The sequence below is a fragment of the Deinococcus actinosclerus genome, assembly GCF_001507665.1.
GTDB lineage: Bacteria > Deinococcota > Deinococci > Deinococcales > Deinococcaceae > Deinococcus > Deinococcus actinosclerus.
Genome location: NZ_CP013910.1, coordinates 2,716,754 through 2,740,678 on the forward strand (window position 1 = coordinate 2,716,754; position 23,925 = coordinate 2,740,678).

The 23,925-nt window shown below is 70.7% G+C and carries 24 protein-coding genes; 5 read left to right on the top strand and 19 right to left on the bottom strand.

The annotated features are described in order from the left end of the window. Positions 1 to 25: 25 nt before the first annotated feature. From rplT to AUC44_RS13330, 5 genes are all read right to left on the bottom strand, one after another. Entirely contained in the window at positions 26 to 379 is a 354-nt protein-coding gene (gene rplT, locus AUC44_RS13310; protein WP_062159166.1) for a 50S ribosomal protein L20, read from the bottom strand. A gap of 5 nt (positions 380 to 384) precedes the next feature. Further along, positions 385 to 585, bottom strand: coding sequence for a 50S ribosomal protein L35 (gene rpmI / locus AUC44_RS13315; protein ID WP_046843284.1), 201 nt, complete (start codon positions 583 to 585; stop codon positions 385 to 387). A gap of 155 nt (positions 586 to 740) precedes the next feature. Further along, positions 741 to 1,388, bottom strand: coding sequence for a GNAT family N-acetyltransferase (locus AUC44_RS13320; protein WP_062159167.1), 648 nt, complete (start codon positions 1,386 to 1,388; stop codon positions 741 to 743). Between the two features lie 351 nt (positions 1,389 to 1,739). Beyond that, on the bottom strand, positions 1,740 to 2,012 hold the full coding sequence (locus tag AUC44_RS13325; RefSeq protein WP_062159168.1) for a hypothetical protein: 273 nt from the start codon (positions 2,010 to 2,012) through the stop codon (positions 1,740 to 1,742). Positions 2,013 to 2,020: 8 nt separating this feature from the next. After that, the gene (locus AUC44_RS13330; protein WP_062159169.1) at positions 2,021 to 2,473 is read right to left on the bottom strand and encodes a DinB family protein; all 453 of its coding nucleotides are present in this window, start codon (positions 2,471 to 2,473) and stop codon (positions 2,021 to 2,023) included. A gap of 155 nt (positions 2,474 to 2,628) precedes the next feature. Here AUC44_RS13330 and AUC44_RS13335 point away from each other — a divergent pair, with 155 nt between their 5' ends. Next, a complete protein-coding gene (locus AUC44_RS13335; RefSeq protein WP_062159852.1) occupies positions 2,629 to 3,210 on the top strand; it encodes a BsuPI-related putative proteinase inhibitor in 582 nt (193 codons plus the stop codon). Positions 3,211 to 3,261: 51 nt separating this feature from the next. On the opposite strand, the gene AUC44_RS13340 is transcribed toward AUC44_RS13335, so the two are convergent. Next, a complete protein-coding gene (locus AUC44_RS13340) occupies positions 3,262 to 3,792 on the bottom strand; it encodes a GNAT family N-acetyltransferase (protein ID WP_062159170.1) in 531 nt (176 codons plus the stop codon). Positions 3,793 to 3,880: 88 nt separating this feature from the next. On the opposite strand from AUC44_RS13340, the gene AUC44_RS13345 reads away from it, so the two are divergent. Then, positions 3,881 to 5,101 carry a toxic anion resistance protein gene (locus tag AUC44_RS13345; RefSeq protein ID WP_062159171.1) on the top strand — a complete coding sequence of 407 codons (1,221 nt, stop codon included), beginning with the start codon at positions 3,881 to 3,883 and terminating at the stop codon, positions 5,099 to 5,101. Between the two features lie 29 nt (positions 5,102 to 5,130). Continuing rightward, positions 5,131 to 5,775: a nucleoside/nucleotide kinase family protein gene (locus tag AUC44_RS13350; protein WP_082689070.1), complete on the top strand. Its 645-nt coding sequence runs from the start codon at positions 5,131 to 5,133 to the stop codon at positions 5,773 to 5,775. Between the two features lie 48 nt (positions 5,776 to 5,823). Here the strand turns inward: AUC44_RS13350 and AUC44_RS13355 are convergent, their stop codons facing one another. The 3 genes from AUC44_RS13355 to AUC44_RS13365 form a co-directional block, all read right to left on the bottom strand. Further along, a complete protein-coding gene (locus AUC44_RS13355; RefSeq protein ID WP_062159173.1) occupies positions 5,824 to 6,009 on the bottom strand; it encodes a DUF1540 domain-containing protein in 186 nt (61 codons plus the stop codon). A gap of 355 nt (positions 6,010 to 6,364) precedes the next feature. Continuing rightward, positions 6,365 to 6,874, bottom strand: coding sequence for a hypothetical protein (locus AUC44_RS13360; protein ID WP_062159174.1), 510 nt, complete (start codon positions 6,872 to 6,874; stop codon positions 6,365 to 6,367). Between the two features lie 93 nt (positions 6,875 to 6,967). After that, a complete protein-coding gene (locus AUC44_RS13365; protein ID WP_062159175.1) occupies positions 6,968 to 8,860 on the bottom strand; it encodes an ABC-F family ATP-binding cassette domain-containing protein in 1,893 nt (630 codons plus the stop codon). A gap of 151 nt (positions 8,861 to 9,011) precedes the next feature. Here AUC44_RS13365 and AUC44_RS13370 point away from each other — a divergent pair, with 151 nt between their 5' ends. After that, complete coding sequence (locus AUC44_RS13370; protein ID WP_157445380.1) at positions 9,012 to 10,496, top strand: FecR domain-containing protein; 1,485 nt, start codon at positions 9,012 to 9,014, stop codon at positions 10,494 to 10,496. After that, positions 10,480 to 11,946, top strand: coding sequence for a CHASE2 domain-containing protein (locus AUC44_RS13375; protein ID WP_062159177.1), 1,467 nt, complete (start codon positions 10,480 to 10,482; stop codon positions 11,944 to 11,946). Before AUC44_RS13370 ends, AUC44_RS13375 begins: the two co-directional genes overlap by 17 nt. 82 nt (positions 11,947 to 12,028) lie before the next feature. On the opposite strand, the gene AUC44_RS13380 is transcribed toward AUC44_RS13375, so the two are convergent. From AUC44_RS13380 to nuoE, 10 genes are all read right to left on the bottom strand, one after another. Continuing rightward, a complete protein-coding gene (locus tag AUC44_RS13380) occupies positions 12,029 to 13,477 on the bottom strand; it encodes an NADH-quinone oxidoreductase subunit N (protein WP_062159178.1) in 1,449 nt (482 codons plus the stop codon). Between the two features lies 1 nt (position 13,478). Further along, positions 13,479 to 14,924, bottom strand: coding sequence for an NADH-quinone oxidoreductase subunit M (locus AUC44_RS13385; RefSeq protein ID WP_062159179.1), 1,446 nt, complete (start codon positions 14,922 to 14,924; stop codon positions 13,479 to 13,481). Continuing rightward, positions 14,921 to 16,780, bottom strand: a complete 1,860-nt coding sequence (gene nuoL, locus AUC44_RS13390; protein WP_062159853.1) for an NADH-quinone oxidoreductase subunit L — start codon at positions 16,778 to 16,780, stop codon at positions 14,921 to 14,923. Before nuoL ends, AUC44_RS13385 begins: the two co-directional genes overlap by 4 nt. A 73-nt stretch (positions 16,781 to 16,853) precedes the next feature. Beyond that, on the bottom strand, positions 16,854 to 17,156 hold the full coding sequence (gene nuoK, locus AUC44_RS13395) for an NADH-quinone oxidoreductase subunit NuoK (protein ID WP_062159180.1): 303 nt from the start codon (positions 17,154 to 17,156) through the stop codon (positions 16,854 to 16,856). Next, a complete protein-coding gene (locus tag AUC44_RS13400; RefSeq protein WP_082689071.1) occupies positions 17,156 to 17,791 on the bottom strand; it encodes an NADH-quinone oxidoreductase subunit J in 636 nt (211 codons plus the stop codon). The genes nuoK and AUC44_RS13400 overlap by 1 nt, the downstream gene beginning before the upstream one ends. A 115-nt stretch (positions 17,792 to 17,906) precedes the next feature. Next, entirely contained in the window at positions 17,907 to 18,446 is a 540-nt protein-coding gene (gene nuoI / locus AUC44_RS13405) for an NADH-quinone oxidoreductase subunit NuoI (protein ID WP_062159181.1), read from the bottom strand. A gap of 36 nt (positions 18,447 to 18,482) precedes the next feature. Then, positions 18,483 to 19,640: an NADH-quinone oxidoreductase subunit NuoH gene (gene nuoH, locus AUC44_RS13410; RefSeq protein WP_062159182.1), complete on the bottom strand. Its 1,158-nt coding sequence runs from the start codon at positions 19,638 to 19,640 to the stop codon at positions 18,483 to 18,485. Continuing rightward, positions 19,640 to 21,811, bottom strand: coding sequence for an NADH-quinone oxidoreductase subunit NuoG (gene nuoG / locus AUC44_RS13415; protein ID WP_062159183.1), 2,172 nt, complete (start codon positions 21,809 to 21,811; stop codon positions 19,640 to 19,642). The genes nuoH and nuoG overlap by 1 nt, the downstream gene beginning before the upstream one ends. A 103-nt stretch (positions 21,812 to 21,914) precedes the next feature. After that, complete coding sequence (gene nuoF / locus AUC44_RS13420; RefSeq protein WP_062159184.1) at positions 21,915 to 23,258, bottom strand: NADH-quinone oxidoreductase subunit NuoF; 1,344 nt, start codon at positions 23,256 to 23,258, stop codon at positions 21,915 to 21,917. Then, positions 23,255 to 23,878, bottom strand: coding sequence for an NADH-quinone oxidoreductase subunit NuoE (gene nuoE / locus AUC44_RS13425; protein WP_062159185.1), 624 nt, complete (start codon positions 23,876 to 23,878; stop codon positions 23,255 to 23,257). Before nuoE ends, nuoF begins: the two co-directional genes overlap by 4 nt. Positions 23,879 to 23,925 lie beyond the last annotated feature (47 nt).

Genomic DNA, 23,925 nt, shown 5'->3' on the forward strand with positions numbered 1-23,925 from the left:
TGGGGGCGGCGCCTGCTTTCGGATCTTACTTGGCGTTCTTGGCGGCGTCCACGAGGGCCTTGAAGGCCTCGGGTTCGCGCGCGGCGATGTCGGCCAGGACCTTGCGGTTCAGGTCGATGTTCGCCTTCTTCAGGCCACCGATGAAGGTGCTGTAGTTCATGCCGTGCAGGCGGGCGCCGGCGTTGATACGCTGGATCCACAGGCGACGGAAGTCACGCTTCTTGTTGCGGCGGTCGCGGTACTCGTAGGTCGCGGCGTTCAGCAGGGTCTGGAACGCGTTGCGGTACTGCTTGCTGCGGGAGCCCCAGAAGCCCTTGGCGCGCTTCAGGACCTTCTTGTGACGGCGACGGCGGACGATACCGGTTTTGGCGCGAGGCATCTACTTCACTTCCCCTTCGGCAGCATGAGTTTCATGCGGGCCCATTCACTCTTGGCGAGGACGAAGCCCTTGCCCTTGCCGCGGATCTCGTTGCCGCTCTTGCCGGTGTTCTGGTGGCGCTTGCCACTCTTGAACGCCATGACCTTGCCGGTCCCGGTGATCTTCACCCGGCGGCTGGCCGCTTTCAGTGTCTTCATCTTGGGCATGTGCATGCCTCCTTCGTAGTCCGGTCGCTCGTCTGGGACGGCTTCCGTCTGGGGTTCGGGCCGCCTGGGCGGGCGCGTACGCGCCGCAAGTAGGCTGTTGGTCGCCCTGCCCCGCTTGACCAAGAGAGAATTCTACGCGAGCCCGCCACGGCTGGTCAAGGCGCAGGAGACGCCGGGATGGGCGCGGCGCTGAAATCCAGCTGCGTGGACACCAGCCGCGCGCCGTGCCGGTCGAACAGGCGGCGCATGGCGTGGTTGCCGGCCTCCGTACCGCCCACATGCGTCCCGAAGGTCTGCGCGGCGAGGTGCAGCAGATGCGCGTGCAGCCGCCCCCCGAAGCCCTGGCCGCGCCTGTGGGGCAGGACGCCGATCAGGTGGATCCCGGCCGTGTCGGGCCGACCGCTGGCCCCCAGGGCCGCCAGGGCCACCACCTCGCCCGCGTGGGTCAGGGCGTACAGCGTCCAGTCCTCGCCCGGCGTCCAGTCCTCGCGGCCCAGGGCGGCCAGGGCCGCCGCCACGCCGGGGTCATTCACGGTCACGGGCTGAACGTGGGGGTCGGCCGGGTACGGCCGGGCGCGGAGGTCCGCCGTCTCGTACACGACGTTCGTCTCCTGTAGGGCCCACCCGGCGGCCTGGGCGTCTTCGCGGCGAAGCGGCGCCTGGGTGGAGACGAGGATCAGGCGCGGGGCTGCCGCGCGCAGTTCACGCAGGAAGGCGGTCAGCGCCTCGGCAGGCACGTCCTCGCGCAGCTGCGGGAACAGGGGAACCCGCGGGTTGGTGGGACGCAGGCAGACGCCCTCCACCCCACGCGGCGAACGCAGGATGAGGTACTGCTCGGGACGCAGCGCTCCAGCCTCGATCCGCGAGCGGGTGAAGGTCAGGCGCCGCCCGGCCTCGGCCGGATCGGAAATCAGGGCGACGACATCGGTCAGCGTGTCAGGCTGGGCCGCTTCAAGGGTGTAGGTGTTCAGGTGGGGAACCTCGGCGTGGGCCGGGGCGTCCGCCGGACAGGATCAGGCAGGGGCCCCGGTGGGAACGATCAGTGCAGCAGGCAGATTTCGTGTCATAGGACCTCCGGGGGACAGCGGGAATACGGCACGCTAGCGCCCCCCGGCCCGCCAGGGTGCCGCAGGTGCCCGCTCAGGCCAGAGGAACTAGCGGGTGCGGTCGCGCAGATACTCGTCACGCACGCGGCGCAGCAGGTCCGCGCGGCTGGCGTCCGGGTGGCGGCGGCGCTGCGCGATCACGCCCCGTTCGATGGCGCCCCGGTTGCCGCGCGTCAGGCGCAGGAGTTCCTCCTCCAGCGCCCGTTCGGCGCGCGGGCCACTGCCCCGCGACGCTGAACGGGCGCCGCGCAGGTTCCGCGTGGCGTGCAGCAGCACCCACACGAACGCCGCCAGCAGCAGGATCAGCAGCAGCGCGTCCACGCGGAGCCTCAGCCCATCTTGATGAACATGGGAGGTTTCACGCCGATCATGCGGGCCATCAGCCACACCTGCCCCTTGTGGTGCGCCTCGTGCGTGATGATCGTATCGATCAGCGCCGCGACCGGCATCTCGCGCCCCCCGAAGGCAGGCACGCGGCGCGACAGGTCCTCGTCACTCAGGGCGCTGATGGCCGCCAGGGCGCGTTCCTGCGAGTCCCACAGGCGGCCGCGCGCCTCGGTCAGCGTGGCGCTGGGTTCCGGCATCGCGCCGGGGGCCTGACCCTGCACCATGTTCAGGAAGCGGTCGGCGCTGGCGGACAGGTGATCGGCCAGCCCGATGAAGCTCATGCCGCCGTCCCACGCGGCGAACGTCCCCTGCTCCTCGGGCAGCGTCTCGAGCAGGTCGAGCAGGGCGGAACGGTGGGCCTGGAAGGTGCGGGCAAGGACGGCGCTGCGGTTCATGTCCGGCAGCATACCCAGACCAGGGCCAGCCGACCAGCCAGCCGCGCCGGCCGCCCCCCGGAGGAGGCGCAGCTCGCCGGCGCGGGACGGTGAATCCTCACGTTTCCTTCAGCGGGCCTCACGCAGCGTCAGGCGACATGGCGAACAGTGAAGCCATGACCCTGCGTACCCTGCTGACCGCTGCCGTTCTGACGTCCTCGCTGGCCCAGGCGCAGACGACCATCTTCAACATCCCGGCCCTGCCTCCGCGCAGCAGCGCGCCCGCCACGCCCACGGCTCCCGCCCCCACCCCGGCGCCGGCGCCCACCAGCCCGGCCGCGCCCGGGATCAGCACGCTGCCCATGAAGAACCCTGTCCTGAGCGCCGCGCACAGCGCGAACCTGAACGGCCCCGGCAGCCTGCGCGTCGGTCAGGCCACCACCTGGACGTTCACGCTGACCAACCAGGGCGAGCAGCCCATCAACCTCCAGCACGGGGCGTGCGACGTGCGCTTCGAGGTGCTCGACGCCGCCGGGAAGATCGTGCGGGCCAACCCCACGGACACGGTATGCACCATGCAGCTGGTCATCACGGACGTCGCGCCGGGCGAGACGATGGACGTGCAGGCCATCCGCTGGGACGGCCGTGACAGCGCCGGGAAGGCCCTGCCCGCCGGGGAGTACACCATCCGCGCGGTGTTCAGCGGCGCCGGCGTGCGGATCATGGCCGAGGAGTTCCCGGTCACCATCAAGAACTGAAACGCAGCGGGGAGGCGCGGCGGAGGTCACTCCCCGCGCCTCTTCCCTATGTCAGCCGCGCAGCCGGGCGAGTTTCACGCTGTCCCAGCGCCGCCCCGCCCACGCCCGTGCCTGCGGGATGCGGGCGCACTCGTGAAAGCCCACGCAGGCCGCCGCGCGGATCATCCGTTCATTGCCGCCCCAGGTGGTCAGGGTCAGGACATGCGCGTCCGTCTCGGCGAGGGTCGCCGCCGCCCAGAGGTCCAGCGCCCGCGTGCCCAGCCCGCCGCCCCAGTGCCCCGGGTCGAAGATCAGGATGCCCAGGTCCCACCAGCCGCCGCCCGCCGGGGCTTCCTCGGCGCGGCTGACCTGCCCGATGCACATGCCGTCCAGCGCGATCACCCGCAGGTCGGGACTGGCGGGGCGCGCCAGGGTCTGCTCGCGGTAGGTGTCGAAGGGCAGCGGCTCCGGCTGTCCAGTGTGGAAGTACGGGGCGTCCCAGCGTTTCCACTCGGGGTCCGGCTCGGCGTGCGTCCAGCGCCAGAGGACCGGGAGGTCGTCCGGGCGGCGCTCGCGCAGGGTCAGATCGGGAGAGTCGGGCATCGGCCCCCAGCGTAGCGGCGGGCCCCACCCATGGGATGCGCCTTTTGCCGGATGCAACCCCGCCCGCGGGGGGCGCGTAATGGGGGGCATGAGTGATGGAACCCCCGGACCGCTGACGCCGCCCGACTCGATGCTGAAAGCGCCGGAGGCCGTCCCGAGCGTGCAGCCCGTGCAGGCGCCCGAGATGGTGCCCCTCTCGCCCGAGGACCGCGCGCGGCTGGAGGCGATGGCGCAGGCCTTCGCTCAGGACGTCCTGAGCGCGGGGGCGCACACCCCGGAGTTCAAACGCAAGCTGGACGCCGTGCATGAACTGGGCCTGCCCGAGCAGCGCGCCGCGGCGCAGAGCAGCAACCGCATGCTCGACCGCCCACTGCGGGCCACGCGGGCCGGGGCGCTCGCGGAGGGCAGCGATATCCTGCGCGGCCTGACCGACCTGCGCCGCACCGTCGAGGACCTCGACCCCAGCCGCGCCCCCACGCCCCGGCGCCTGTTCGGGAAGCTGCCGGGCGGGAAGAAGGTGCAGAACCACCTCGACCGCTACCAGAGCGCGCAGTCGCACCTGAACGGCATCCTGGAGGCGCTGTACCGCGGGCAGGACGAACTGCGGCGCGACAACGCCACCATCGAGACCGAGAAGGTCCACCTGTGGGACACCATGCAGAAACTGCGGCAGTACGCGCACGTCGGGAAGGCCGTGGACGAGGCCCTGACGCGCCGCCTGACGGAGTTGCAGGCCACCGACCCGGAGAAGGCCCGCATGGTCAGCGAGGAGCTGCTGTTCGCGGTGCGGCAGCGCGTCACGGACCTCCTGACGCAGCTGGCGGTGAGCATCCAGGGGTACCTCGCGCTGGACCTCGTGCGGCGCAACAACATGGAGCTCATCAAGGGTGTGGACCGCGCCACGACCACCACCGTCAGCGCCCTGAAGACCGCGCTGATGGTCTCGCAGGCGCTCGGGACGCAGCAGGCGGTGCTGGGGCAGGTCACGGCGCTGAACGACACGACCGGGCGCATGATCGGCTCGACCGCGCAGCTCCTGAAGCAGCAGAGCACCGAGATCCAGCGGCAGGCGGGCAGCGCCACCGTGGACCCGCAGATCATCCAGGCGGCGTTCCGGGACGTGTACGGCGCGCTGGACGCCATCAGCGCGTACCGCACGCAGGCCCTTGACCGCTTCCGCGAGACGATGACCGTGCTGGACAAGGAGGTCGCGCAGGCGCAGACGTACCTCGACCGCGAACGCCAGAACGCCGCGCGGGAAGTCGCGCAGGGCCTGAACGTCACCGAGAAAGGCGACCTGAAACTCTGAACGGGCCGCAATCGCAGGACCGGGAGGGTGTGCTGGCGTGGCTCGCGGCCCGCTGGGCGGCCCTCCCGGCAGACCCGGTCGCGCGGGTGGCGGTGGACGGGGTGGACGGAGCGGGCAAGACCACCCTGGCCGACGAGCTCGCCGGGCGGGTGCGGGCGCTGGGGCGGCCGGTCATCCGCGTGAGCACCGACGGCTTTCACCAGCCCCGCGCCGCCCGGTATGCGCGGGGGCGCACGTCGCCGGAGGGCTTCTACCGCGACTCGTACGATCTGGCGGCGCTGGCGCGCGAGGTGCTCTCTCCGCTGTCGCCCGGCGGCACCCGGCGGTACCGCACGTCGGTGTTCGACGTCACCCGCGACGAACCCGTGCCCGGCCCTGCACTGGCGGCCGCGCCGGACAGCCTCCTGATCGTGGACGGGCTGTTCCTGCACCGCCCGGAACTGCGCGGCTGGTGGCACGACTCGGTGTTCCTGCGCGTGCCGTTCGCGGTCTCGGTGCCGCGTGGCGCCGCACGCGGGCCGGGCTTCGGCTCGCCCGACCCGGCGGCCGCCAGCAACCGCCGCTACGTGGCAGGCAACGAACTGTACTTCCACGAGGCGGACCCGGAAGCGCAGGCGGGCGTGGTGCTGGACTACACCGACCTGACGGCTCCCAGGGTAGTCACGGCCCGGTAACCACAGGCAGGGCCGCCTCCAGCTGGAAGCGGCCCTGCTCGCGGCGGTTCAGTGGTTGTCGGCGCTGACGCTCTGGGTGTCCCCCATGCCTTCGGTCGGGCTGAAGGTGAGGCACTGGGCGGTCTGGCCGCTCATGCTGACCTCAATCTGCCCGGCCGTGCAGTTCATGTTGTCGTTGAAGCGGCAGGTGGTGGCGTCGCAGCGGCTGACCAGACTCTGGCTCTCGTCGTTCATGTGAACCTCCGTGACTGCCAGCCTGCCGGGACCGGCGCGGCGGGAACGTGAGGCGCGCTGCAAGGTGAAGGGAGGCTTCAAAACCGCAGTGAGCCGCTCCGATTACGCGGCAGCGGGATGCGGAGACCGTGCTGATCGGGCTCCAACAGGACAGGGGGAGCGGCATTCGCGGCGACGGACCTCAGCGCACCCTCACGGCTGGGACCGTCTCATAGGCGATTCAAATGATTCCACGTCGTTCGGAGTCGCCCGGTGGCCCCCTCACCCTTCCGTCGCATCGCTCCTCCCTCTCCCGCATGGGGAGAGAGGACAACGGAACGCGATCACGGTGCAAGCAAGTCAATTTAATCCCGTATCAGTTCAGCAGTGTGGCGCGGATGCCCTGGGCGCAGGCGACGCGCCACGCGACCTGCGCGGCGTCCAGCTCGCCGTGTTCGCGCAGGCCGGCAGCGATGACCTGCACTTCGCTCCAGGCGCGGCGCAGCCTCGCGCGGGCGCGGCCCCGCAGGACGCTCAGGTACGCGTCGAGGGTCTCGCGTTCGTCCGGGTCGGTCAGGGCGCAGTCCAGCAGCAGGCGCGCGTCGCGTCCGGCGCTGGGGGCGGGCGTGCCGGTCAGCGCGGCGGCCTCGCGGGCGGCCAGGGCGACCATCACGACCTCCTCGGCCAGCGCGCGGTTCAGGCGCAGCGCGGCGGGGTCGGGGGCGCAGCTGTAGGTGACGCCGTCGAGCGTGACCCGCTCCAGGCGCAGTGGGGCGCGGGGATGGGTGTGGGCCAGAAACGCCTCGGCGGCCAGGGCCAGGGCGGTGGCGCCGGGGGCGGGCGTGAGGGCGTCGGGCGCGTGGGGGGTGGGATGGGGGCTGGTCATAATCCTGACTTCCGTACTCAGGATAGGCCGGGAGGCATGAGACGCATGACCCGCTGTCCAGAACAGTGGGACCCCGCCATCAGGCGCTCAGGGTCAGCCGCCCTTCGCCTCCACCTCGGCCTGCTTGGCACCCCAGGCCTCCATCTTCGCTTCCAGCTGCACTTCCAGGTCGTGCGCGGCCTGCCCCAGCGCCACGAAATCCGCGTCTGCCGGCGCGGCGCTCAGCGCGGCCTGCGCGGCCTCCAGTTCGCCCTCCAGGCGGGCGATGTCGGCCTCGATGGCCTCCACCTCGCGCTTGAGGTGCCACAGGCCCTTGCCCTTCGGGGCGGCGGGTTTCGCGCTGACTTTCGGCGCGGCGGCCAGCGCCTCGGCCTCCAGTTCGGCCGCCGTGCGGTGCTTGGCCTTGTAGTCCTCCCAGCCGGGGTACTCGTAGAACTGCCCGTCCTCGATCAGCCAGATGCGGTCGGCGAGGCCCTCAATGAACGCGCGGTCGTGGCTGACCATCACCAGCGTGCCCGAGAAGTCGTCCAGCGCGGCCTCCAGCGCCTCGACCATCTCCATGTCCAGGTGGTTGGTCGGCTCGTCCATGATCAGGAGGTTGTGGTCCTCCTGCGCGAGTTTCAGCAGCGCCAGCCGCGCCCGCTCGCCGCCCGAGAGGATGCGCGCCTGCTTGTCGTGCTGGTCGTACGGGAACATGAAGGTGCCCAGCAGGTCGTGCGCCTCCGGGTCCTTCTGGGTGTAGGCGCGGGCCACGTCGTACAGCGTCTCGCTGGGTTCCACGCCGCGCAGCGCCTGATCGTAGTACCCCACCGTGACGCGCGCCCCGGTCAGGATACGGGTGCGTGGGTCGTCACCGGGTTCCAGGCCCAGCAGGGTGCGCAGGAAGGTGGTCTTGCCCGCGCCGTTGCGGCCGATGATCGCCACGCGCTCGCCCTGGCGGATCTGCACGTTCACGTCCCGGAACAGCTGCCGCCCGCCGGGCAGCACGCGCGTGACGTGCCGGGCGTCGAGCACGACCTCGCCGCTCTCGGGCGCGTGGAAGGTGATGCGGGTGGTGCGCTGCTCGGGGGGTGGGGCGCTCGTGGCGCGGGCCTGCATGCGGTCCACGCGGGCCTGCATGGCCTTGGCGCGCCGGGCGAGCTTGCTCATGCCCAGGCCCCAGATCTTCATGCGGTCCGCGCTGGCCTGTAGCGACGCTATCTGGCGGCTCTCGACGGCGAAGCGCGCCGCCTGCTGTTCCAGCTCGGCGGCCAGCGTCTCACGGAAGGTCGTGTAGTTCCCGGCGTACACCTTCATGGTCCCGCCGCGCAGGTACGCGGTCTCGCGGGTGACGGTATCCAGGAACGCGCGGTCGTGGCTGATCACCAGCACCGCGCCCGGGTAGCGCCCCAGGAAGCCCTCCAGCCACTCGACCATCACGATGTCGAGGTGGTTGGTCGGCTCGTCGAGCAGCAGCACGTCCGGGTTCTCCACGAGCAGCGCCGCCAGCCCCAGCCGGGTGCGCTCGCCGCCGCTGAGGCTGGCAGCCAGGTCACCCTCGCGGCCCCGGAAACCGAACGCCAGGGTCACGGCGTCCTTGCGGCTGCGCCGCTCGAACCCCCCGCGCCGCCCGTAGTGCTCCAGCACGGCCTCGTGGTGCAGGATGCTCTCGGGCGTGCCGCTGCCCATCGCCTCGGCGGCCTCGTTCAGTTCCGCCTCCAGCTGGTCCAGGTCGTGGAAGGCGGCGTCCAGCACGCTGTCCACCGTGGCACCCGGCGGGAACACGGGGTCCTGCTGCAAGGAGCGCACCCTCACGCCCGGCGCGCGCTTCACCACGCCGCCGTCGGGCTGGAGCTGCCCGGTCAGGAGCTTGAGCAGCGTGCTCTTGCCCGCCCCGTTGCGGCCCACCAGTCCCACCCGGTCCCCGGGCTGCACGGCGAAGGTCACGTCCTGCAGGACAGTCAGCGGTCCATATTCCTTACTGGCGTCCACGGCGGCAACAAGCACGCCCCGCAGTATACCGCCGCCGCACAAAACCGGCGCCCTCCCCGGCCACCACCCCCGCTTCCCTTATGAAAGATGTCAGATTTCTCTCTTACACTGAGAGCCGATGAGGTTCCGCCCCGCCCCACTTCACCTCGCGCTGACGCTCGCGGCGATGACTCACGCCTCCTCCCTGGCCGCAGCGCCCACGCTGGAACGCGCGCAGGGGCGCGTGGAGACGCAGCGCGCGGGCGGCACCTGGACGCCGCAGGCCGCGGGCGAGATCACGCAGGGCCTGCGCACCGGGGCGGGCCGCGCCGACCTGCGCGCCGACACCGGGCAGATCACGGTGGGCAGCGTCTCGCGCCTGCGCCGCTACCTGGACGAGGCCGACCTGCTCCAGGGCCGCTTCTACCTGCGCGGCCCGGTCGCCGTCCACGTGCAGGGAAACCACCTCGTCATGGACCGGCCGGGCGCGCTGCGGGCCGACCTGGACGGCCCGGTGCGGCGCGTGGCCCTGCTGAGCGGTCAGGCGCGACTGGACCTGCTGGGTCAGATCGTCACGGTGAGGGCCGGGCAGCAGATCGATCTGCGCAGCGGCCAGATCACGCCGTTCCAGGAGACCGACCCGTGGTACGCCGCGCAGTTCCGCGGTGAGGGCAGCGCCGCCGTGCAGGCCACGCGTGGCGCCGTGACCCTGCGCCACGCCGGACAGACCCGCAGCGCCCTGACCGGCGACACCCTGGAGATCGGCGCCTCCCTGAACACCGGGGCGGGCGCCTGGGCCGAGGTGGGCTTCACGGGGGGCGGCTACCTGCGCCTGAACGAGCAGAGCGAACTGAGTGTCCTGAGCATCGACCGCACGGACCGCGGCCGCGAGGTGCTGCTGAAACTCGCGAGCGGCACCGCCTGGAACGTCGTGCAGAAGGGCCAGGGCGGCTACCGGATCGACACGCCGGTCGTGAGTACCGCCGTGCGCGGCACGGTGTTCCGCGTGGACGCCCAGGGGCTCGTGAAGGTCTTCGAGGGCCAGGTGGCGCTGCCCAGTAACGCCGATCAGACCGTCCGCGCCGGGCAGCAGCGGGAGAGCTCCGGGCACGTGGCCGAGCTGACCCTGGACGCCACGGACCGCTTCAATCAGGCCCTCGACGCCGAGCGGGCCCGGCCCCTCACGCTGAGCCTGCCCCGCACCGGCCTGACCCTGGCGGAACTGGCCCTGAGTGCCCGCAGCCTGCCCGACACCGCCCTGAGCGCCGAGGTCGCCGGGCAGCGCGTGAACTTCAGCGCCGACGGCGGCACGTACCGCCTGGACCGCCTGACCGAAGCGCTGCCTGAGGGGACCTACCCGGTGCGGGTCGTGGCCACGCGCGCCGGGCGGACCGTGCAGCAGACCGTGACGGTCACCATCGACCGCACCGCGCCGCAGGGCACCCTGAGCGCCACGCCGCGCGGGCACCTGCTGCTGCTGAGCGGACAGGTGCAGGACAACCGGGCGGCCCGCGTGCGCCTCACCGCCCGCCTCGGCCCCCGCACCTACACCCGCCTCATGACGCCCGGCGAGCGCTTCGTGTGGGCGCTGCCCCTTCAGGAGCCCGGCGCGCCGCTCACCGTGAGCGCCCGCGACGCCGCCGGAAACGAGCGAGATGTCACGCTCCGCTGAGCGGTCCCTGGCGCTGCTCACCGCGCCCGTCGCGGCCGCCCTGGCGGTCCTGCTGGCCCTCATCATGCCCGCCAACCCCCGCCTGGGCGACGCGCTCAACCGCGCCCTGCCCTCGGGCACCGACCGGCGCGTGGTGCTGGTCGGCATCGACGACGCCACGCTGCGCGACTACGGGCGCGTGGGCAGCTGGCCCCGCGAACTGTACGGTCAGGCACTCGCCACGCTGGAACAGGCCGGGGCCACCGCCGTGGGCATCGACGTGCTGCTCACCGATCCCGCGCAGAACGACGCCCGACTGAAAGACGCCTTCAGCCGCTCGAACGTCGTGCTGGCCACCGCGCCGGGCGAATCCACGCTGCTCGCCAGCCCCGACTGGCGCTCCCCGACCGGCGTCAGCGCCCTGAACGTCAGCCCCGACGGGATCGTGCGCACCTTCCAGACCGCCTACCCCGACGCGGCCGGGCGGCTCGAACCCAGCTTCGCGCGGCAGCTGGCGGTGGCAGCGGGGCGGGGCGTGGACCTCAGCACGCAGCCTCGCCTGCTGCGCTACGCGGCCCCTGATCCGGATCGCCTGCCGGTCATTCCGTTCCGGGACGTCGTCAGTGGCAACGTCCGCTACGGCGACATCCAGGGCAAGATCGTCCTGATCGGCCTGACCGCCAGCGGCACCGGGGGCAGCGGCGTGCGCGACGTGACCGGGCAGACCGTGCCCGGCACCGAACTGCAGCTGCGCGCCGTGTCCAGCCTGCTCAGCCCGCCCTTCACCACGCTGCCCACCTGGCTGACCGCGCTGCTGGGCGCCGTCATCGCCGTGACCGCCGTGCTGGCGCGCGGCCTGTGGGGCTTCGCGCTGGCCATGCTGGCGCTGCTGGCCGCCGGGCCACTGTGGCTGGGCAATGTCCTGCTGCCCGGCGTGACCCTGTCGCTGGCGGCGATCATCGGCACGGCGCTGGTCGCCGCCGAGCGCTGGTGGAACCTGCGCACCCTGGCGCTGCGCGATCCCCTGACCGGCTTCGGGAACCGCGTGGCGTTCACGCGTGCCTTGGAGCAGCGCTGGGCGACCCGGCAGGACCGTCCGCTGGGCCTCCTGCTCGTGGATCTCAGCGGCTTTCGCAAGGTCAACGAGGTGTACGGCCCGCACGCCGGAGATGAACTGCTGCGCGACCTGTCGGGCCGCATCATGCAGCACAAGCGCCGCGGCGACCTGATCTTCCGCTGGGGCCCCGACGAGTTCGCGGTGCTGCTCGATCAAGCCAGTGCGCAGGAGGTCGCGCAGGTCGCGCGGCGCGTCCAGGAGTCGCTCGACCGCATCAGTTACCGTGACCTGCCCCTGCGGGCCAGCGTCGGGGCGTCCCGGACCGGCGACGACATCCAGACGCCCGTCGATCTGGTCGAGGCAGCCAGCCGCAGCCGCTACCGCGTGAAGTACCAGCGCGAGCAGCGCAGCTAGCGCGCCCGGTCAGGGGGTCACGGTAGGTGCGGCCCGCCCTCCAGCGCTGGAGGGCGGGCCGCACCTGCGGTTCAGGCGGCGCTCAGCGTCCGGCGAGCATCGCCCAGATGTCGGGGTGCGCCACGAAGGCGTACCAGAGGTTCGGCAGCAGGCCCAGCACCGTCACGCCCGCCACGCCCAGCGCGACGGCCAGGGTGGTGGGGGCGCGCTGGCCGAGACCGTACTCGCGGGCGGGGGTGCGGTCGGGCATGAACATCAGCATGCCGGGTCGCAGGTAGTACACCAGCGCGGCGACACTGGTGAGCGCCGCGAGGACGCTGACCCACGCGTAGCCGTTCTGGAAGGCCGCCTGGAACACCAGGTACTTGCCGAAGAAGCCGGCGAAGGGCGGCAGGCCCGCCAGCGAGGCGAGGCACACGGCCAGCGCGACGGCGTAGCCGGGGTGGCGGTAGTACAGGCCGCGCATGTCGGTGACGCTGAAGCCTTCCTCGCTGCGCTGCAGGGCGGCGACGATGGCCAGGGCAGCGGCCGTCATCAGGGTGTACACGAGCAGGTAGTACCCGAGGGCCGCGCCGCCCGCGGCCGGGGTGCCGAGCAGCGCCATGCCCAGGAAGCCGGTGTGCGCGACCGCCGAGTACGCCAGCATGCGTTTGAAGTTCGTCTGGCGCAGCGCGGCGAGGTTCCCGACGATCAGGGTCGCGGCGATCAGGACCGCCAGGACCGAGTGCCAGCCCGGGGCGTTGTCCAGCGCGCCGGAGAACACGCGCAGCATCCCGGCGAACGCGGCGACCTTCACGACGGTGCTCAGGAACAGGCTGACGCTGGTGGGCGCGCCGCCGTACACGTCGGGCGTCCACTGGTGGAAGGGGGCCAGCGCGACCTTGAACCCGAAGCCGCACAGCATCAGCAGCGCGCCGCCGACCAGGATGCCGGTGTTCTCGGGGTTCAGGGTGCTCGTCTTCTCGGCGATGACAGCGTAGTTCAGGCTGCCGGTCGCGCCGTACACGAAGGCCAGTCCGTAGATGAGCACGGCGCTCCCGGCCGCGCCCAGCAGGAAGTACTTCAGGCCGCTTTCCTCGGCGCGGCGTGAACCCTGCAACGTGGCGAGCACGTAGGAGCTGAGGCTCATGATCTCCAGGCCGATCAGCATGACGATCAGGTCGCCGGAAAAGGCGATCAGCAGGCAGCCGGTGACGGCGTACATGAGCATCGCGTCGAATTCGGGGAAGGCCACGCGGGCGCGCCACGCGGTGTCCAGCGTGACGAGCAGCGTCATCAGGGTCCCGGCGAGGATCACGAAGCCCAGCAGCAGCGCGGCGTGGTCGGCGCGCAGGCCGCCGCCGAAGGAGGACAGGTCGCGGTTCCACAGCCAGCCGACGCTGAGCGCGGACGCGACCACAGCCCCGATGTTGATGAACGTCAGGGTGCGGCGGCTGAGCCAGAAGCCCAGCAGGGTGCTGCTGATGGCGCCGGCCAGGACGAGCAGGATGGGCAGCAGGGGCGTGAGGGACGCTTCGGGGACTTGCAGCATGTCAGTTGCCTCCCAGGGCGCTCAGGACGGCGCGCACGGCGGGCTGCATGAGGTTCAGGGCGGGGGTGGAGTACACGCCGAACAGCACGAGCAGGCCCAGCGGGATCGCCAGGATCAGCCACTCGGTGTGCACGAGGTCACGGACGGTGACGGCCCCGGCGGGGCGGGCCTGCCAGAAGGTGTGCTGGAAAGCCGTCAGGGCGTACGCGGCGGCGGCGATGGTCGTGATGCCCGCGATGAAGGTCAGCCAGGGCGAGACCTGATACGCGCCGAGCAGGATGCTGAACTCGCCGATGAAGCCCGCCAGGCCCGGCACGGCGATGCTGGCGAACCACAGGGCCATGGTCAGGCCGCCCAGCGCCCCCGCCTGGGTCATGACGCCGCCCACGCGGGTCTCCAGGCTGCCGATGCGTTCCTGGAGCATCCCGACCGACAGGAACAGCGCGCCGGTGTAGAGGTTCTGGAAGGCCAGCAGGTACATCGCGCCGATCACGGCCGTCTCGTTCAGGGAGAACACGCCGAGCGCCACGAAGCCCATGTGGCTGAGGCCCGCGTAGGCCAGCAGGCGTTTCCAGTTCGTCTGCCGGAAGGCGATCCACGCGGCGTACAGCGCGGTGAAGGCGGCCAGGCCCATCAGGATGGGGCGCAGTTCCAGGCTGGCGTCCGGGAACAGCGGGACGGCGAAGGTGAAGATGCCGTACCCGCCGACCTTGTACAGGGTACCCATCACGTCCGGGACGCCGCTGTCGTGGTTCTGCTCGTGGAAGTCCGGCAGCCACGCGTGCAGCGGCCACAGCGGCAGCTTCACGGCCATGGCGGTCAGGAAGCCCAGGTACAGCCACGTCTGCGCGCTGCCGGTCACGAGGTGCTGTTTCAGGTCGGTCATGGCGAAGCTGGGGCTGCCGCCCAGGTAGCGCACGCCGATGATGCTGACGAGCATCAGCAGGCTGCCGAACAGCGTGTAGGCCGCGAACTTCACCAGCGCGGCCATCCTGCCGTTCTTGCCGTACATGGCGAGCATCAGCAGCGCCGGGATCAGCGCGTCCTCGAAGAACACGTAGAACAGCATCAGGTCCTGCGCGGCGAAGATGCCGATCAGGCCCGTCTCCATGGCCAGGATCAGCGAGAGCATCGGGCCGGGGTTGGGGATGCGGCGCGCGGCGTACAGGATCGCGATGAACGACATCAGCGCCGTGACGAGCGCCAGGGCGAGGCTCACGCCGCCCAGCTGCACCGAGTACGTGATACCCAGCGGGGGAATCCAGTCCCAGCGGAACAGTTCCGAGCCGCCGCCGCGCCAGATGGCGAGGCCCGCGCCGAGCGTCAGGGCGGCGATGAAGCCCGCGACCTCGTCCCGGAAGGTTTTCGGCGTGACGAGCAGCAGCAGGCTGCCCAGCAGGGGCAGGAAGATCATGAGGGTGGGGAGCCAGTCGGTGAAGGAGTTCATGCGCCGCTCCCGATGGTCTTGAGGGCCCAGTAGCCGATGATGACGGCCGTGCCGAGCAGCATGCTGACGGCGTAGGCGCGCACGAAGCCGCTCTGCCACAGCGTGAACAGTCCGCCGGGGCCGCTGGCGTTGCGGGCAATGCCGTTCAGGGCGTCGTCGGTGCCGCGGTCCACGGTGTCCAGCGCCCCCGCGATGGCGCGGCTGGGGGCCGAGACGACGCCGTCGTACAGCGCGTCGAGGTACAGGCTGTTGCGGCTGAGGTCACCCAGCGGCCCGGTCGCCAGGGCGCCGCGGCGGTGCGCCAGGAACGCCCAGCCCAGCCCGATCACGCCCGCCAGGACGGCGAGGACGGTCAGCAGCCACTCGGTCGCGACGGGAATCTCGTGCGCGTGCAGCGGGATCGCCCGGCCCAGGTACGAGTCGAAGGCGTGCCCGCCGCCCAAGAACGTGGGGATGTTCAGGAACCCGGCCAGGGTCGCCAGCGCGGCCAGCACGCCCAGCGGGATCTTCGTGAGGGTGTCCGCCTCGTGCGGGTGGCCGTGCCCGCGGTACGCGCCCCGCCACACCAGGAAGTACCAGCGGCCCATGTAGAACGCGGTGAGCAGCGCCACGCCCAGCCCGATCAGGTACAGCGGCAGGCTCTGCTCGTACGCGGCGGCCAGGATCGCGTCCTTGGAGAAGAACCCGCTCCAGATGGGAATCCCGGCGATCGCCAGCACGCCCGCCACGGACACGAGGTGCGTGAACGGCATGAACCGGTGCAGGCCGCCCATCTTCCGCACGTCCTGCTCCTCGTGCAGCGCGTGGATCACGGCGCCCGCCGCGAGGAACAGCAGCGCCTTGAAGAACGCGTGCGTCAGCAGGTGGAACACGCCCGCCGAGTACGCGTGCAGGCCCACCGCCAGGAACATGTAACCCAGCTGCGACACGGTGGAGTACGCCAGGATCTTCTTGATGTCCGACTGGTTCAGCGCGGACAGCGCGCCGTACAGCGCGGTCAGGCCGCCCACCCACGCGACCCACAGGCTGGCGTTCGGGGCGAGGTCGTACAGGAAGTGGCTGCGCGCCACGAGGTACACGCCGGCCGTGACCATGGTGGCCGCGTGGATGAGCGCGGAGACGGGCGTGGGGCCCGCCATGGCGTCCGGCAGCCAGGTCGTCAGGGGCAGCTGGCCGCTCTTGCCGACCGCGCCGACGAGCAGGAACAGGCACGCGAGTTCGATGCCCGCCTGCGCCACCTGCGCGCCCCCCACCCGCTCGGCGAGTTCGGGGATGCTGAGGGTGCCGTACAGCTTGAACAGCAGGAACATGCCCAGCATGAAGCCCAGGTCCCCGATGCGGTTCATGATGAACGCCTTGCGCGCCGCATTGGAGTTGCTGACGGCCTCGGCGTCGCTGGCGGCGCGGACCTGCGCGTCACTGGCTTCACTGTTGCGGCCACTGAACCAGAAGCCGATCAGCAGGTACGACGCCATGCCCACGCCCTCCCAGCCGACGAACATCAGCGGGTACGAGTCGGCCAGCACCAGGATCAGCATCATCGCCACGAAGAAGTTCAGGAACGCGAAGAAGCGCGTGAACTTCGGGTCGTGCCCCATGTACGAGATCGAGTACAGGTGAATCAGGAACCCCACGCCCGTGATGATCAACGCCATCAGCGCCGAGAGCTGGTCGAGCCAGAAGCCCACCGACAGGTTGGCGTTCAGCGCCATGTTCGGCAGCCACGCCCACAGCACCTCATGGGCGGGCGCGCCCTGGTTCAGGTAGCGGATGACGGCCACGACGAACGCCGCGCCGACCATCCCGGTCGCCAGCCAGCCCCCTGTCTTGCTGGGGAACAGGCGCGGCAGCACCATCAGGGCCGTGAAGCCCAGCAGCGGCAACAGGGGCAGCAGGTACAGAGCAGGAAGACTATCCACAGGTTGCCACTCAGCCTTTCAACGCGGCGAGATCGTCCACGTTCGTGGTCTCGCGCTTACGGAAGATCGCGACGATGATCGCCAGCCCGATCGCCACCTCGGCGGCCGCCAGCGTCATCACGATGAACACGGCCGTCTGCCCGGTGGGATCGCCCCACGACCGCGCGAACGCCACCAGTGCGAGGTTCGCGGCGTTCAGCATCAGTTCCACCGACAGGAACACCATGATCGCCGTGCGGCGGGTCAGCACGCCGATCATGCCCAGCGCGAACAGAATCCCGGACAGGGCCAGGTAGGAGGTGGTGGGCACCATCAGGCACGCACCTCCCCGTCCTGGGCGCCGCGGGTCTGCATCAGGGCCGGGGCGGCCCCGCGCGGCACCTGCCGCCGCTCCTCCTGGGGCGCGCCCACCGGTTCCTCCAGTTCGTCCGGCACGCCGTCGGGCTGCGCGGCCGGGCGCTGCACGAGCGCCACCGCGCCCACGATCGCCACGAGCAGCAGGATGCTCACCGCCTCGAAGGGCAGCAGGAAGCGGGTCAGGAGGGTCTCCCCCATCACCAGCGCGGAGCCGTTCTTCACGGCGGCCGCGCCCTCGGCCAGCGGACGCGGGTCCCTGTACGTGAAGGCCAGCACCACGAACGCCCCGGCCAGCAGCGTCCCGCCGATCCCGGCGAGTTCACGCACGTACGGCACCGGGTCGCGTTCCGTGACCGGCTGGTTCGCGTTCAGGAGCATGATCACGAACAGGAACAGCACCATCACCGCGCCCGCGTACACGATCACCTGCGTGGCCGCCAGGAACGACGCGTTCAACGTGGCGAACAGGCCCGCCACGCACAGCAGCGTGCCCACCAGCCCCAGCGCCGCGTGCACCGCGTTCTTCGCGGCAATGGTGATCACGCCGCCCACGATCGCCAGCGCGCCCAGCAGGATGAACGCCAGCATCATGGGCGGCCTCCGGCCACGGGGAGTGGGGTGTGGGCAGTGGGCAGTGGGAGGGACGCCGCGCGCGGGGCGCGGGGCGCAGGACAACCGTCAACTTTCAACCATCGACCCTCGACCCTCACTGGTACTTCACCCCTTCCAGTTCCGCGCGGGGCTGCCCGCCGTCGAGCTGGAAGCCCAGGCGGACGGGCTTACCCAATCGAGTGGCCTCGCGGCGCTGCGGGATGCTGCCGGTCACGCCGACGAGCATGTCCTCCTTGGCGTACACGAAGTCGCGATACCGGTAGTCGGCCATCTCGAACTCGTTGCCCAGCACGACCGCGCCGGTCGGGCAGGCCTCCTCGCACATGCCGCAGAAGATGCAGCGCAGCATGTTGATCTCGTACACCTTCGCGTAGCGCTCGCCGGGCGACACGGGCGCGGCGGGGTCGTTCTCGGCCGCTTCCACGTAGATGGCGTAGGCGGGGCACGCGGCGGCGCACAGCGAGCAGCCGATGCACTTCTCAAGTCCGGTGCCGGGGTGGCGGGTCAGGATGTGCCGCCCACGGAAGCGGGGTTGCAACGTGGCGCGCTGTTCGGGGTAACTGACGGTCACGGGTTTCTGGAACAGTTTCCCCAGCGTGACGCCCATGCCCTTGGCTATTTCAAGAACGCCCATGGTTGGCTCCTGTGGTGGGGTGAGGGGAGGCGCGCATCAGTCGCCTCCGGCGCGGACGATGTCGCCTTCGGGGCGGACGCTGGGCTGGTTCCACAGGACGCGCACGCGGTCGCTCAGGACGAGCAGCGCGAGCACGCCCGCGAAGCTGAGGACGCCCAGGAACCACAGGCCGCCCGAGCCGCGGAAGGCCAGGAACGCGGCGGTCAGCATGGTGTTGGCCAGCGCCAGGGGCAGCACGAGTTTCCAGCCGAAGCGCATCAGCTGGTCGTAGCGCAGCCTCGGGAGGGTGGCGCGCACCCAGATGAACAGGAACAGGAAGAACGCGATCTTCACGATCAGCCAGATCAGTGGCCAGTCGGAGATGCCGGGGATCAGGGCGTTGAGGAACTGCGGGCCCTTCCAGCCGCCGAAGAACAGGGTCGCCATGACGGCGGACGCGGTGATCATGTTCACGTACTCGGCCATCTGGAACAGCGCCCACTTGATCGCGCTGTACTCCGTGAGGTACCCGGCGACGATCTCCTGCTCGGCTTCGGGCAGGTCGAAGGGCGTGCGGTTGGTCTCGGCGAAGGACGAGATCAGGAACAGCACGAAGCCCAGCGACTGGAAGAGGATCATCGGGCCGTTCTGCGCCTGCCAGCCCACGATGCCGTGGAAGGAGGTGGTGCCGACGATCATCAGCAGGCCCAGCAGGCTCAGGCCCATGCCGAGTTCGTAGCTGATCATCTGCGCGCTTGACCGCAGGCCACCCAGGATCGGGTACTTGCTGCCCGACGCCCAGCCGCCCAGGAAGATGCCGTACACGCCCATGCTGGTCAGGGCCAGCAGCGCCAGGATGCCGGTGTCGAGGTTGTACACCCAGGGGTTCTCGCCGAAGAGGCTCCCGGCGGGCCCGGCAGGCAGGCCCCCGAACGCGGTCAGGGCCATGCCGATGGCGACGATGGGCGCCAGGGTGTACACGAGCTTGTCGGCCAGGGTGACGGTGAGGTCCTCCTTGAAGATGCTCTTGATGGCGTCCGCGGCGGGTTGCAGCAGGCCCATGGGGCCCACGCGGTTCGGGCCGGGGCGCAGCTGCATGCGGCCCAGCAGGCGCCGCTCGATCAGGGTCATGTACGCGAAGGTGGTCAGCAGCCCCAGGACGACGAGCACGGCTTTGAGCAGCGAGATCAGGAGTGTGGCGAGCCAGTCGGGCATCAGTCGTCCCCTCCGGGTTGAGGTGCCGCCGGCGCGACCGGCAGCGTCCAGCCGCCCTCCACGAGATCCTGGATGCGGTCCACCCAGTCGCGGTCACGGGAGCGCATCCGCTCGGTCCACAGTTTCGGGGTGTGCGGCGCGGCGGGGGCGACGTAGGTGCGGGCGAAGCTGTGCAGCGCGCCGCCCGCCTGAATCCCGGCGGTGTTCACGCCCAGCCGTTCGGTCAGCAGGGTCTGCGCGCCGCGCTGCCCGCGCACGGGGGCCTTCACGCCCAGCGCCTCGGCCAGGGCGGTCAGGGTGCGGATCAGGTCGGCGGCCTCGCCGCTCTGGATCGCGGCGGGGTTCAGGGGCAGCAGGCGCCCCTCCAGGTTCTGGACGGTGCCGCGCTTCTCGTAGTTCGTCACGGCGGGCAGGACCACGTCGGCCTGCTGGGCGGTGGCGGTCAGGTGCGTGTCGTGCACGACCGTGAAGCCCGCCGCGCGCGTGCCCGGGTCCAGGCGGCTGATGAACGCGGCGGGCACCTCACCCAGGCGTTCGACACCCAGGCCGCCGGTGCGGGGCACGAGGTTCAACGCGGCCAGGCCGTTGCTGTTCGGCCCGGCGGGAATCGCGATGACCTTCGCCCCGGTGCGCGAGGCGAGGTCCGCCAGCATTGAAGCCGCCGACCCGCTCGCGCCGCGCAGGGCGTCCGCACCCAGGATCAGCACGGGCCGCTCGGCGCCGTCCAGCAGGGCCCGCACGGCCTTCAGGTCGTCGGTGTCCGGGCGGGCGAGGCGGGTCAGGGCGCTGCCGCCGTTCGCGCTGACGCGGTGCCCGGCGTGCCCCCACAGGCGCGACTCGCCGCCGATCACGGCCAGCCGCTCGGGGCGGCGGGCGGGGCGTTCCACGAGGCGCAGGTCGGCGATGGCGGTGCCGTGCGCGAACTCGGCGGGCAGCAGGCCGCCGCGCAGCATTTCCAGGATGCGCAGTTCCAGCACCGGCGCTTCCTCGCCCAGGTCCGCACCCAGCACGACGACGGCGTCGGCGGTCGCCACGTCCGTCAGCGTGGCGGTCGGCGCGATGAACACCGAGTGACGCGGGAAGTGATCCACGTGCCGGGCGTTCAGCGCGTCTGCCAGGGCCGACAGCGCCGCGCCTTCCTCCAGCGTGGCGTCCGCACCCACGAACAGGCCCAGGTCCGCCAGCGGCAGGCCCAGCAGCCCACGGTTGATCGCGGTGATCGCCTCGTCCCAGGTGGCGGGCACGAGCGCCCCGTCCTCGCCCCGGATCAGGGGGGTGGTCAGGCGCTCCTCGCTGGCGAAGGGGTGGCCGAAGCGGCCCGCGTCGCAGATCCACGCCTCGTTCACGTCGCGGTTCTCGCCCGCCACGATGCGTTCCAGGCGGCCGTTGCGGGCGTCCACCGTGATGGAGCAGCCGACCGGGCACAGCGTGCAGGTGGTGGGCGTGTGGTCGTACTCCCAGTTGCGGCCCCGGAAGCGCGCCACGTTGTCCAGCAGCGCCCCCACCGGGCAGATGTCCGTGATGTTCCCCGAGAAGCCGGTGGGCAGCCCGCCCTCCTCGGTGTCGATGAAGGTGTGCCCTCCGCGCTCGATGAAGTCCAGCACCTCCTGGCCCGGCACCTCCTCGAAGTACCGCACGCAGCGCTTGCAGTGAATGCAGCGCTCCTGATCCAGGATCACGAAGTCCGACAGCGGGTAGTGCTTCTCCGCGTGGCGGCGGTCAAAGCCGAAGCGGCTCGCGCCGTACCCGTACTCGAACGCGCGGTCCTGCAATTCGCACGCGCCGCCCTTGTCGCAGGTGGGGCAATCCAGCGGGTGGTTCAGCAGCGTGAACTCCATCATGCCCGCCTGCGCCTTCGCCACGACCTCGCTCGTCTTCGCGGTGCGGATGTGCATGCCCTCGGTGGCCTGCATGGTGCAGGACGCCATGGGTTTGGGGAACCAGAAGATCTTCGGCGTCGCCGCGTCCCCCTCGCCTTCCATCACGAACGACCCGTCCGGGTTCTTGCGGGGCGAGCCCGACTCCACGAGGCACATCCGGCACGCGCCCACCGGCGAGAGGTACTTGTGCGCGCAGAAGTACGGCACGTCCCCGCCCGACTGGAACACCGCGTCGATGGCGCTGGTGCCCGCCGGGAGGTCAACTTCGATTCCGTCCACGTGAACTTTCACAGGGCCTCCCTTCGGTCGGCGCAGAAGGCTGAAGGCTGAAGGCCAGGGATCGAATCCGTCGTCATCTTCGCCATCTGCCTTCTGCCATATGCCATCTGCCCGTTCATGCGTCCTTCCAGCGCCGACGCGCGGGGTACAGGGGCTGCTGGGTGGTGGCCAGCGCGTCGTATTCCTCGCGGAAGTGTTTGATGGAGCTCAGGACCGGGCCCAGGCAGGCGTCGGCCAGCGCGCAGAAGGAGCGGCCGCCGATGTTGTCACTCATGTCCAGGATGAGCTGCACGTCGCCGGGCTGGCCGCGTCCGGTCACGAGTTTCTGGTACATGCGGGTCATCCAGCTGGAGATGCCCTCGCGGCAGGGGGTGCATTTGCCGCAGCTCTCGTGGCCGTAGAAGCGCACGAGGTTCCAGGTGGCGTTCACGATGCAGTCCGCCTTCGGGATCAGCGTGACGCCGCCGGTGCCGAGCATGCTGCCCGCAGCCGCGACGGATTCGTAGTCCATGGGCGTGTCGAGGATCGCGTCGGTCCAGGGGAGCATGGGGCAGCTGCTGCCGCCGGGGATGATGGCCTTCATCTCCTCCAGGGGGCCGCCCGCCCAGTCGTAGATGAGTTCGCGGAAGGTGGTGCCCAGCGGCAGTTCGTACACGCCGGGCCGCGCGACCGGGCCACTGATCTGGAAGAGTTTCATCCCCTTGCTCTTCTCGGTACCCATGCCCGCGTGCCAGTCCGCGCCGTAGCGCAGGATCTGCGTGGCGGCGCAGAACGTCTCGACGTTGTTGATGGTGGTCGGCAGGCCGTACAGGCCCGCCGCGGCCGGGAAGGGGGGCTTCAGTCGCGGGTTGGCGCGCAGGCCCTCCAGCGAGTTCATGAGTGCGGTCTCCTCGCCGCAGATGTACGCCCCGGCGCCCCGGTGCACGTACAGCTGGAAATCGAAGCCGCTGCCCAGGATGTTCTGCCCGAGCAGCCCCGCCGCGCGCGCCTCGTGAATGGCGGCCCAGACGCGCTCGGCAGCGTGCACGTACTCCCCGCGGATGTAGATGTACCCCACCGAGGCGCGCATGGCGTACCCGGCAATGATCATGCCCTCAATGAGCTGGTGTGGGTCCTCGGAGAGCAGGTAGCGGTCCTTGAAGCTGCCGGGTTCGGACTCGTCCGCGTTGCAGATGATGTAGTGCGGCTTGCCGTCCTTCAGGGGCATGAACGACCACTTCAGGCCTGTGGCGAAGCCCGCCCCGCCACGCCCGCGCAGGCCGGACTTTTTCACTTCCTCGATCACGGCGTCCGGGCCCATCGCGAACGCCCGTTTCACCGGTTCGTACCCGCCGTTGCGGCGGTAGTAGCCCAGCGTCCAGCTCTCGGCCTGCCCGACGTGCGCGTACAGCGTCGGCGCGAAGCGCGGGTCCTTCGCGCTCGTGATCGGCTTCGGGGGGGTGGGGGCCGTGGCGGTCACGCCTCACCCCCGGCCTGTTCCGGCAGGCGGTGCAGGCCCGTCACGCTCGACCCGATGGCCTGTCCGGTCGCCAGCACCTGCCGCCCGTCCGCCCCCACCGTCACCGGCACCGGGTTGTCCGGCAGCGGCTGAAGATCCTGCCTCAGCGACGCCAGAATCCGCGCGCACTTGCTGGGGCCCACATTCTCGTAGTACCCGTCGTCGTTGATCTGCATCATCGGCGCGGTGCCGCACGAACCCAGGCACTCCACCTTCTGCACGCTGAAGCGCCCGTCCGCGCTCACCTCGCCCGGCTGCACGTCCAGCGTCTCCACGAGGTGATCCCACAGCTCGTCCGACCCGGCCAGCGCGCACATCAGCGTGCTGCACACCTGCAGGTGATACCGGCCCGTGGGCAGCGTGTGGTACGTCGAGTAGAAGCTCATGACCGAACGCACCTCGGTCGCCGTCGTGCCGCACAGCGCCGCGATCTCGGCCATGCGGGCCTCGGACACGAAGCCCTCGGCGTCCTGCACCTCGCGCAGCAGCGGCATCAGTGCGCTGCGCCGCCCCTGCGGTGAATCCGGGTAACGGCTGAAAATATCCGCCACCAGTGGTTGTTTCTCAGCGAAGTAACTCAAAGTAGCTGCACTCCTTGATTGAGAGAACGTCCGGGGTCCGCTGGTAC

What these genes read in the sequence shown, in the direction of transcription:
- rplT (WP_062159166.1), bottom strand. Translation starts at nt 379, where the DNA reads ATGCCTCGCGCCAAAACCGGTATCGTCCGCCGTCGCCGTCACAAGAAG.
- rpmI (WP_046843284.1), bottom strand. Translation starts at nt 585, where the DNA reads ATGCCCAAGATGAAGACACTGAAAGCGGCCAGCCGCCGGGTGAAGATC.
- AUC44_RS13330 (WP_062159169.1), bottom strand. Translation starts at nt 2,473, where the DNA reads ATGAACCGCAGCGCCGTCCTTGCCCGCACCTTCCAGGCCCACCGTTCC.
- AUC44_RS13335 (WP_062159852.1), top strand. Translation starts at nt 2,629, where the DNA reads ATGACCCTGCGTACCCTGCTGACCGCTGCCGTTCTGACGTCCTCGCTG.
- AUC44_RS13340 (WP_062159170.1), bottom strand. Translation starts at nt 3,792, where the DNA reads ATGCCCGACTCTCCCGATCTGACCCTGCGCGAGCGCCGCCCGGACGAC.
- AUC44_RS13345 (WP_062159171.1), top strand. Translation starts at nt 3,881, where the DNA reads ATGAGTGATGGAACCCCCGGACCGCTGACGCCGCCCGACTCGATGCTG.
- AUC44_RS13355 (WP_062159173.1), bottom strand. Translation starts at nt 6,009, where the DNA reads ATGAACGACGAGAGCCAGAGTCTGGTCAGCCGCTGCGACGCCACCACC.
- AUC44_RS13360 (WP_062159174.1), bottom strand. Translation starts at nt 6,874, where the DNA reads ATGACCAGCCCCCATCCCACCCCCCACGCGCCCGACGCCCTCACGCCC.
- AUC44_RS13370 (WP_157445380.1), top strand. Translation starts at nt 9,012, where the DNA reads ATGACTCACGCCTCCTCCCTGGCCGCAGCGCCCACGCTGGAACGCGCG.
- AUC44_RS13375 (WP_062159177.1), top strand. Translation starts at nt 10,480, where the DNA reads ATGTCACGCTCCGCTGAGCGGTCCCTGGCGCTGCTCACCGCGCCCGTC.
- AUC44_RS13380 (WP_062159178.1), bottom strand. Translation starts at nt 13,477, where the DNA reads ATGCTGCAAGTCCCCGAAGCGTCCCTCACGCCCCTGCTGCCCATCCTG.
- AUC44_RS13385 (WP_062159179.1), bottom strand. Translation starts at nt 14,924, where the DNA reads ATGAACTCCTTCACCGACTGGCTCCCCACCCTCATGATCTTCCTGCCC.
- nuoL (WP_062159853.1), bottom strand. Translation starts at nt 16,780, where the DNA reads ATGGTGCTGCCGCGCCTGTTCCCCAGCAAGACAGGGGGCTGGCTGGCG.
- nuoK (WP_062159180.1), bottom strand. Translation starts at nt 17,156, where the DNA reads ATGGTGCCCACCACCTCCTACCTGGCCCTGTCCGGGATTCTGTTCGCG.
- AUC44_RS13400 (WP_082689071.1), bottom strand. Translation starts at nt 17,791, where the DNA reads ATGATGCTGGCGTTCATCCTGCTGGGCGCGCTGGCGATCGTGGGCGGC.
- nuoI (WP_062159181.1), bottom strand. Translation starts at nt 18,446, where the DNA reads ATGGGCGTTCTTGAAATAGCCAAGGGCATGGGCGTCACGCTGGGGAAA.
- nuoH (WP_062159182.1), bottom strand. Translation starts at nt 19,640, where the DNA reads ATGCCCGACTGGCTCGCCACACTCCTGATCTCGCTGCTCAAAGCCGTG.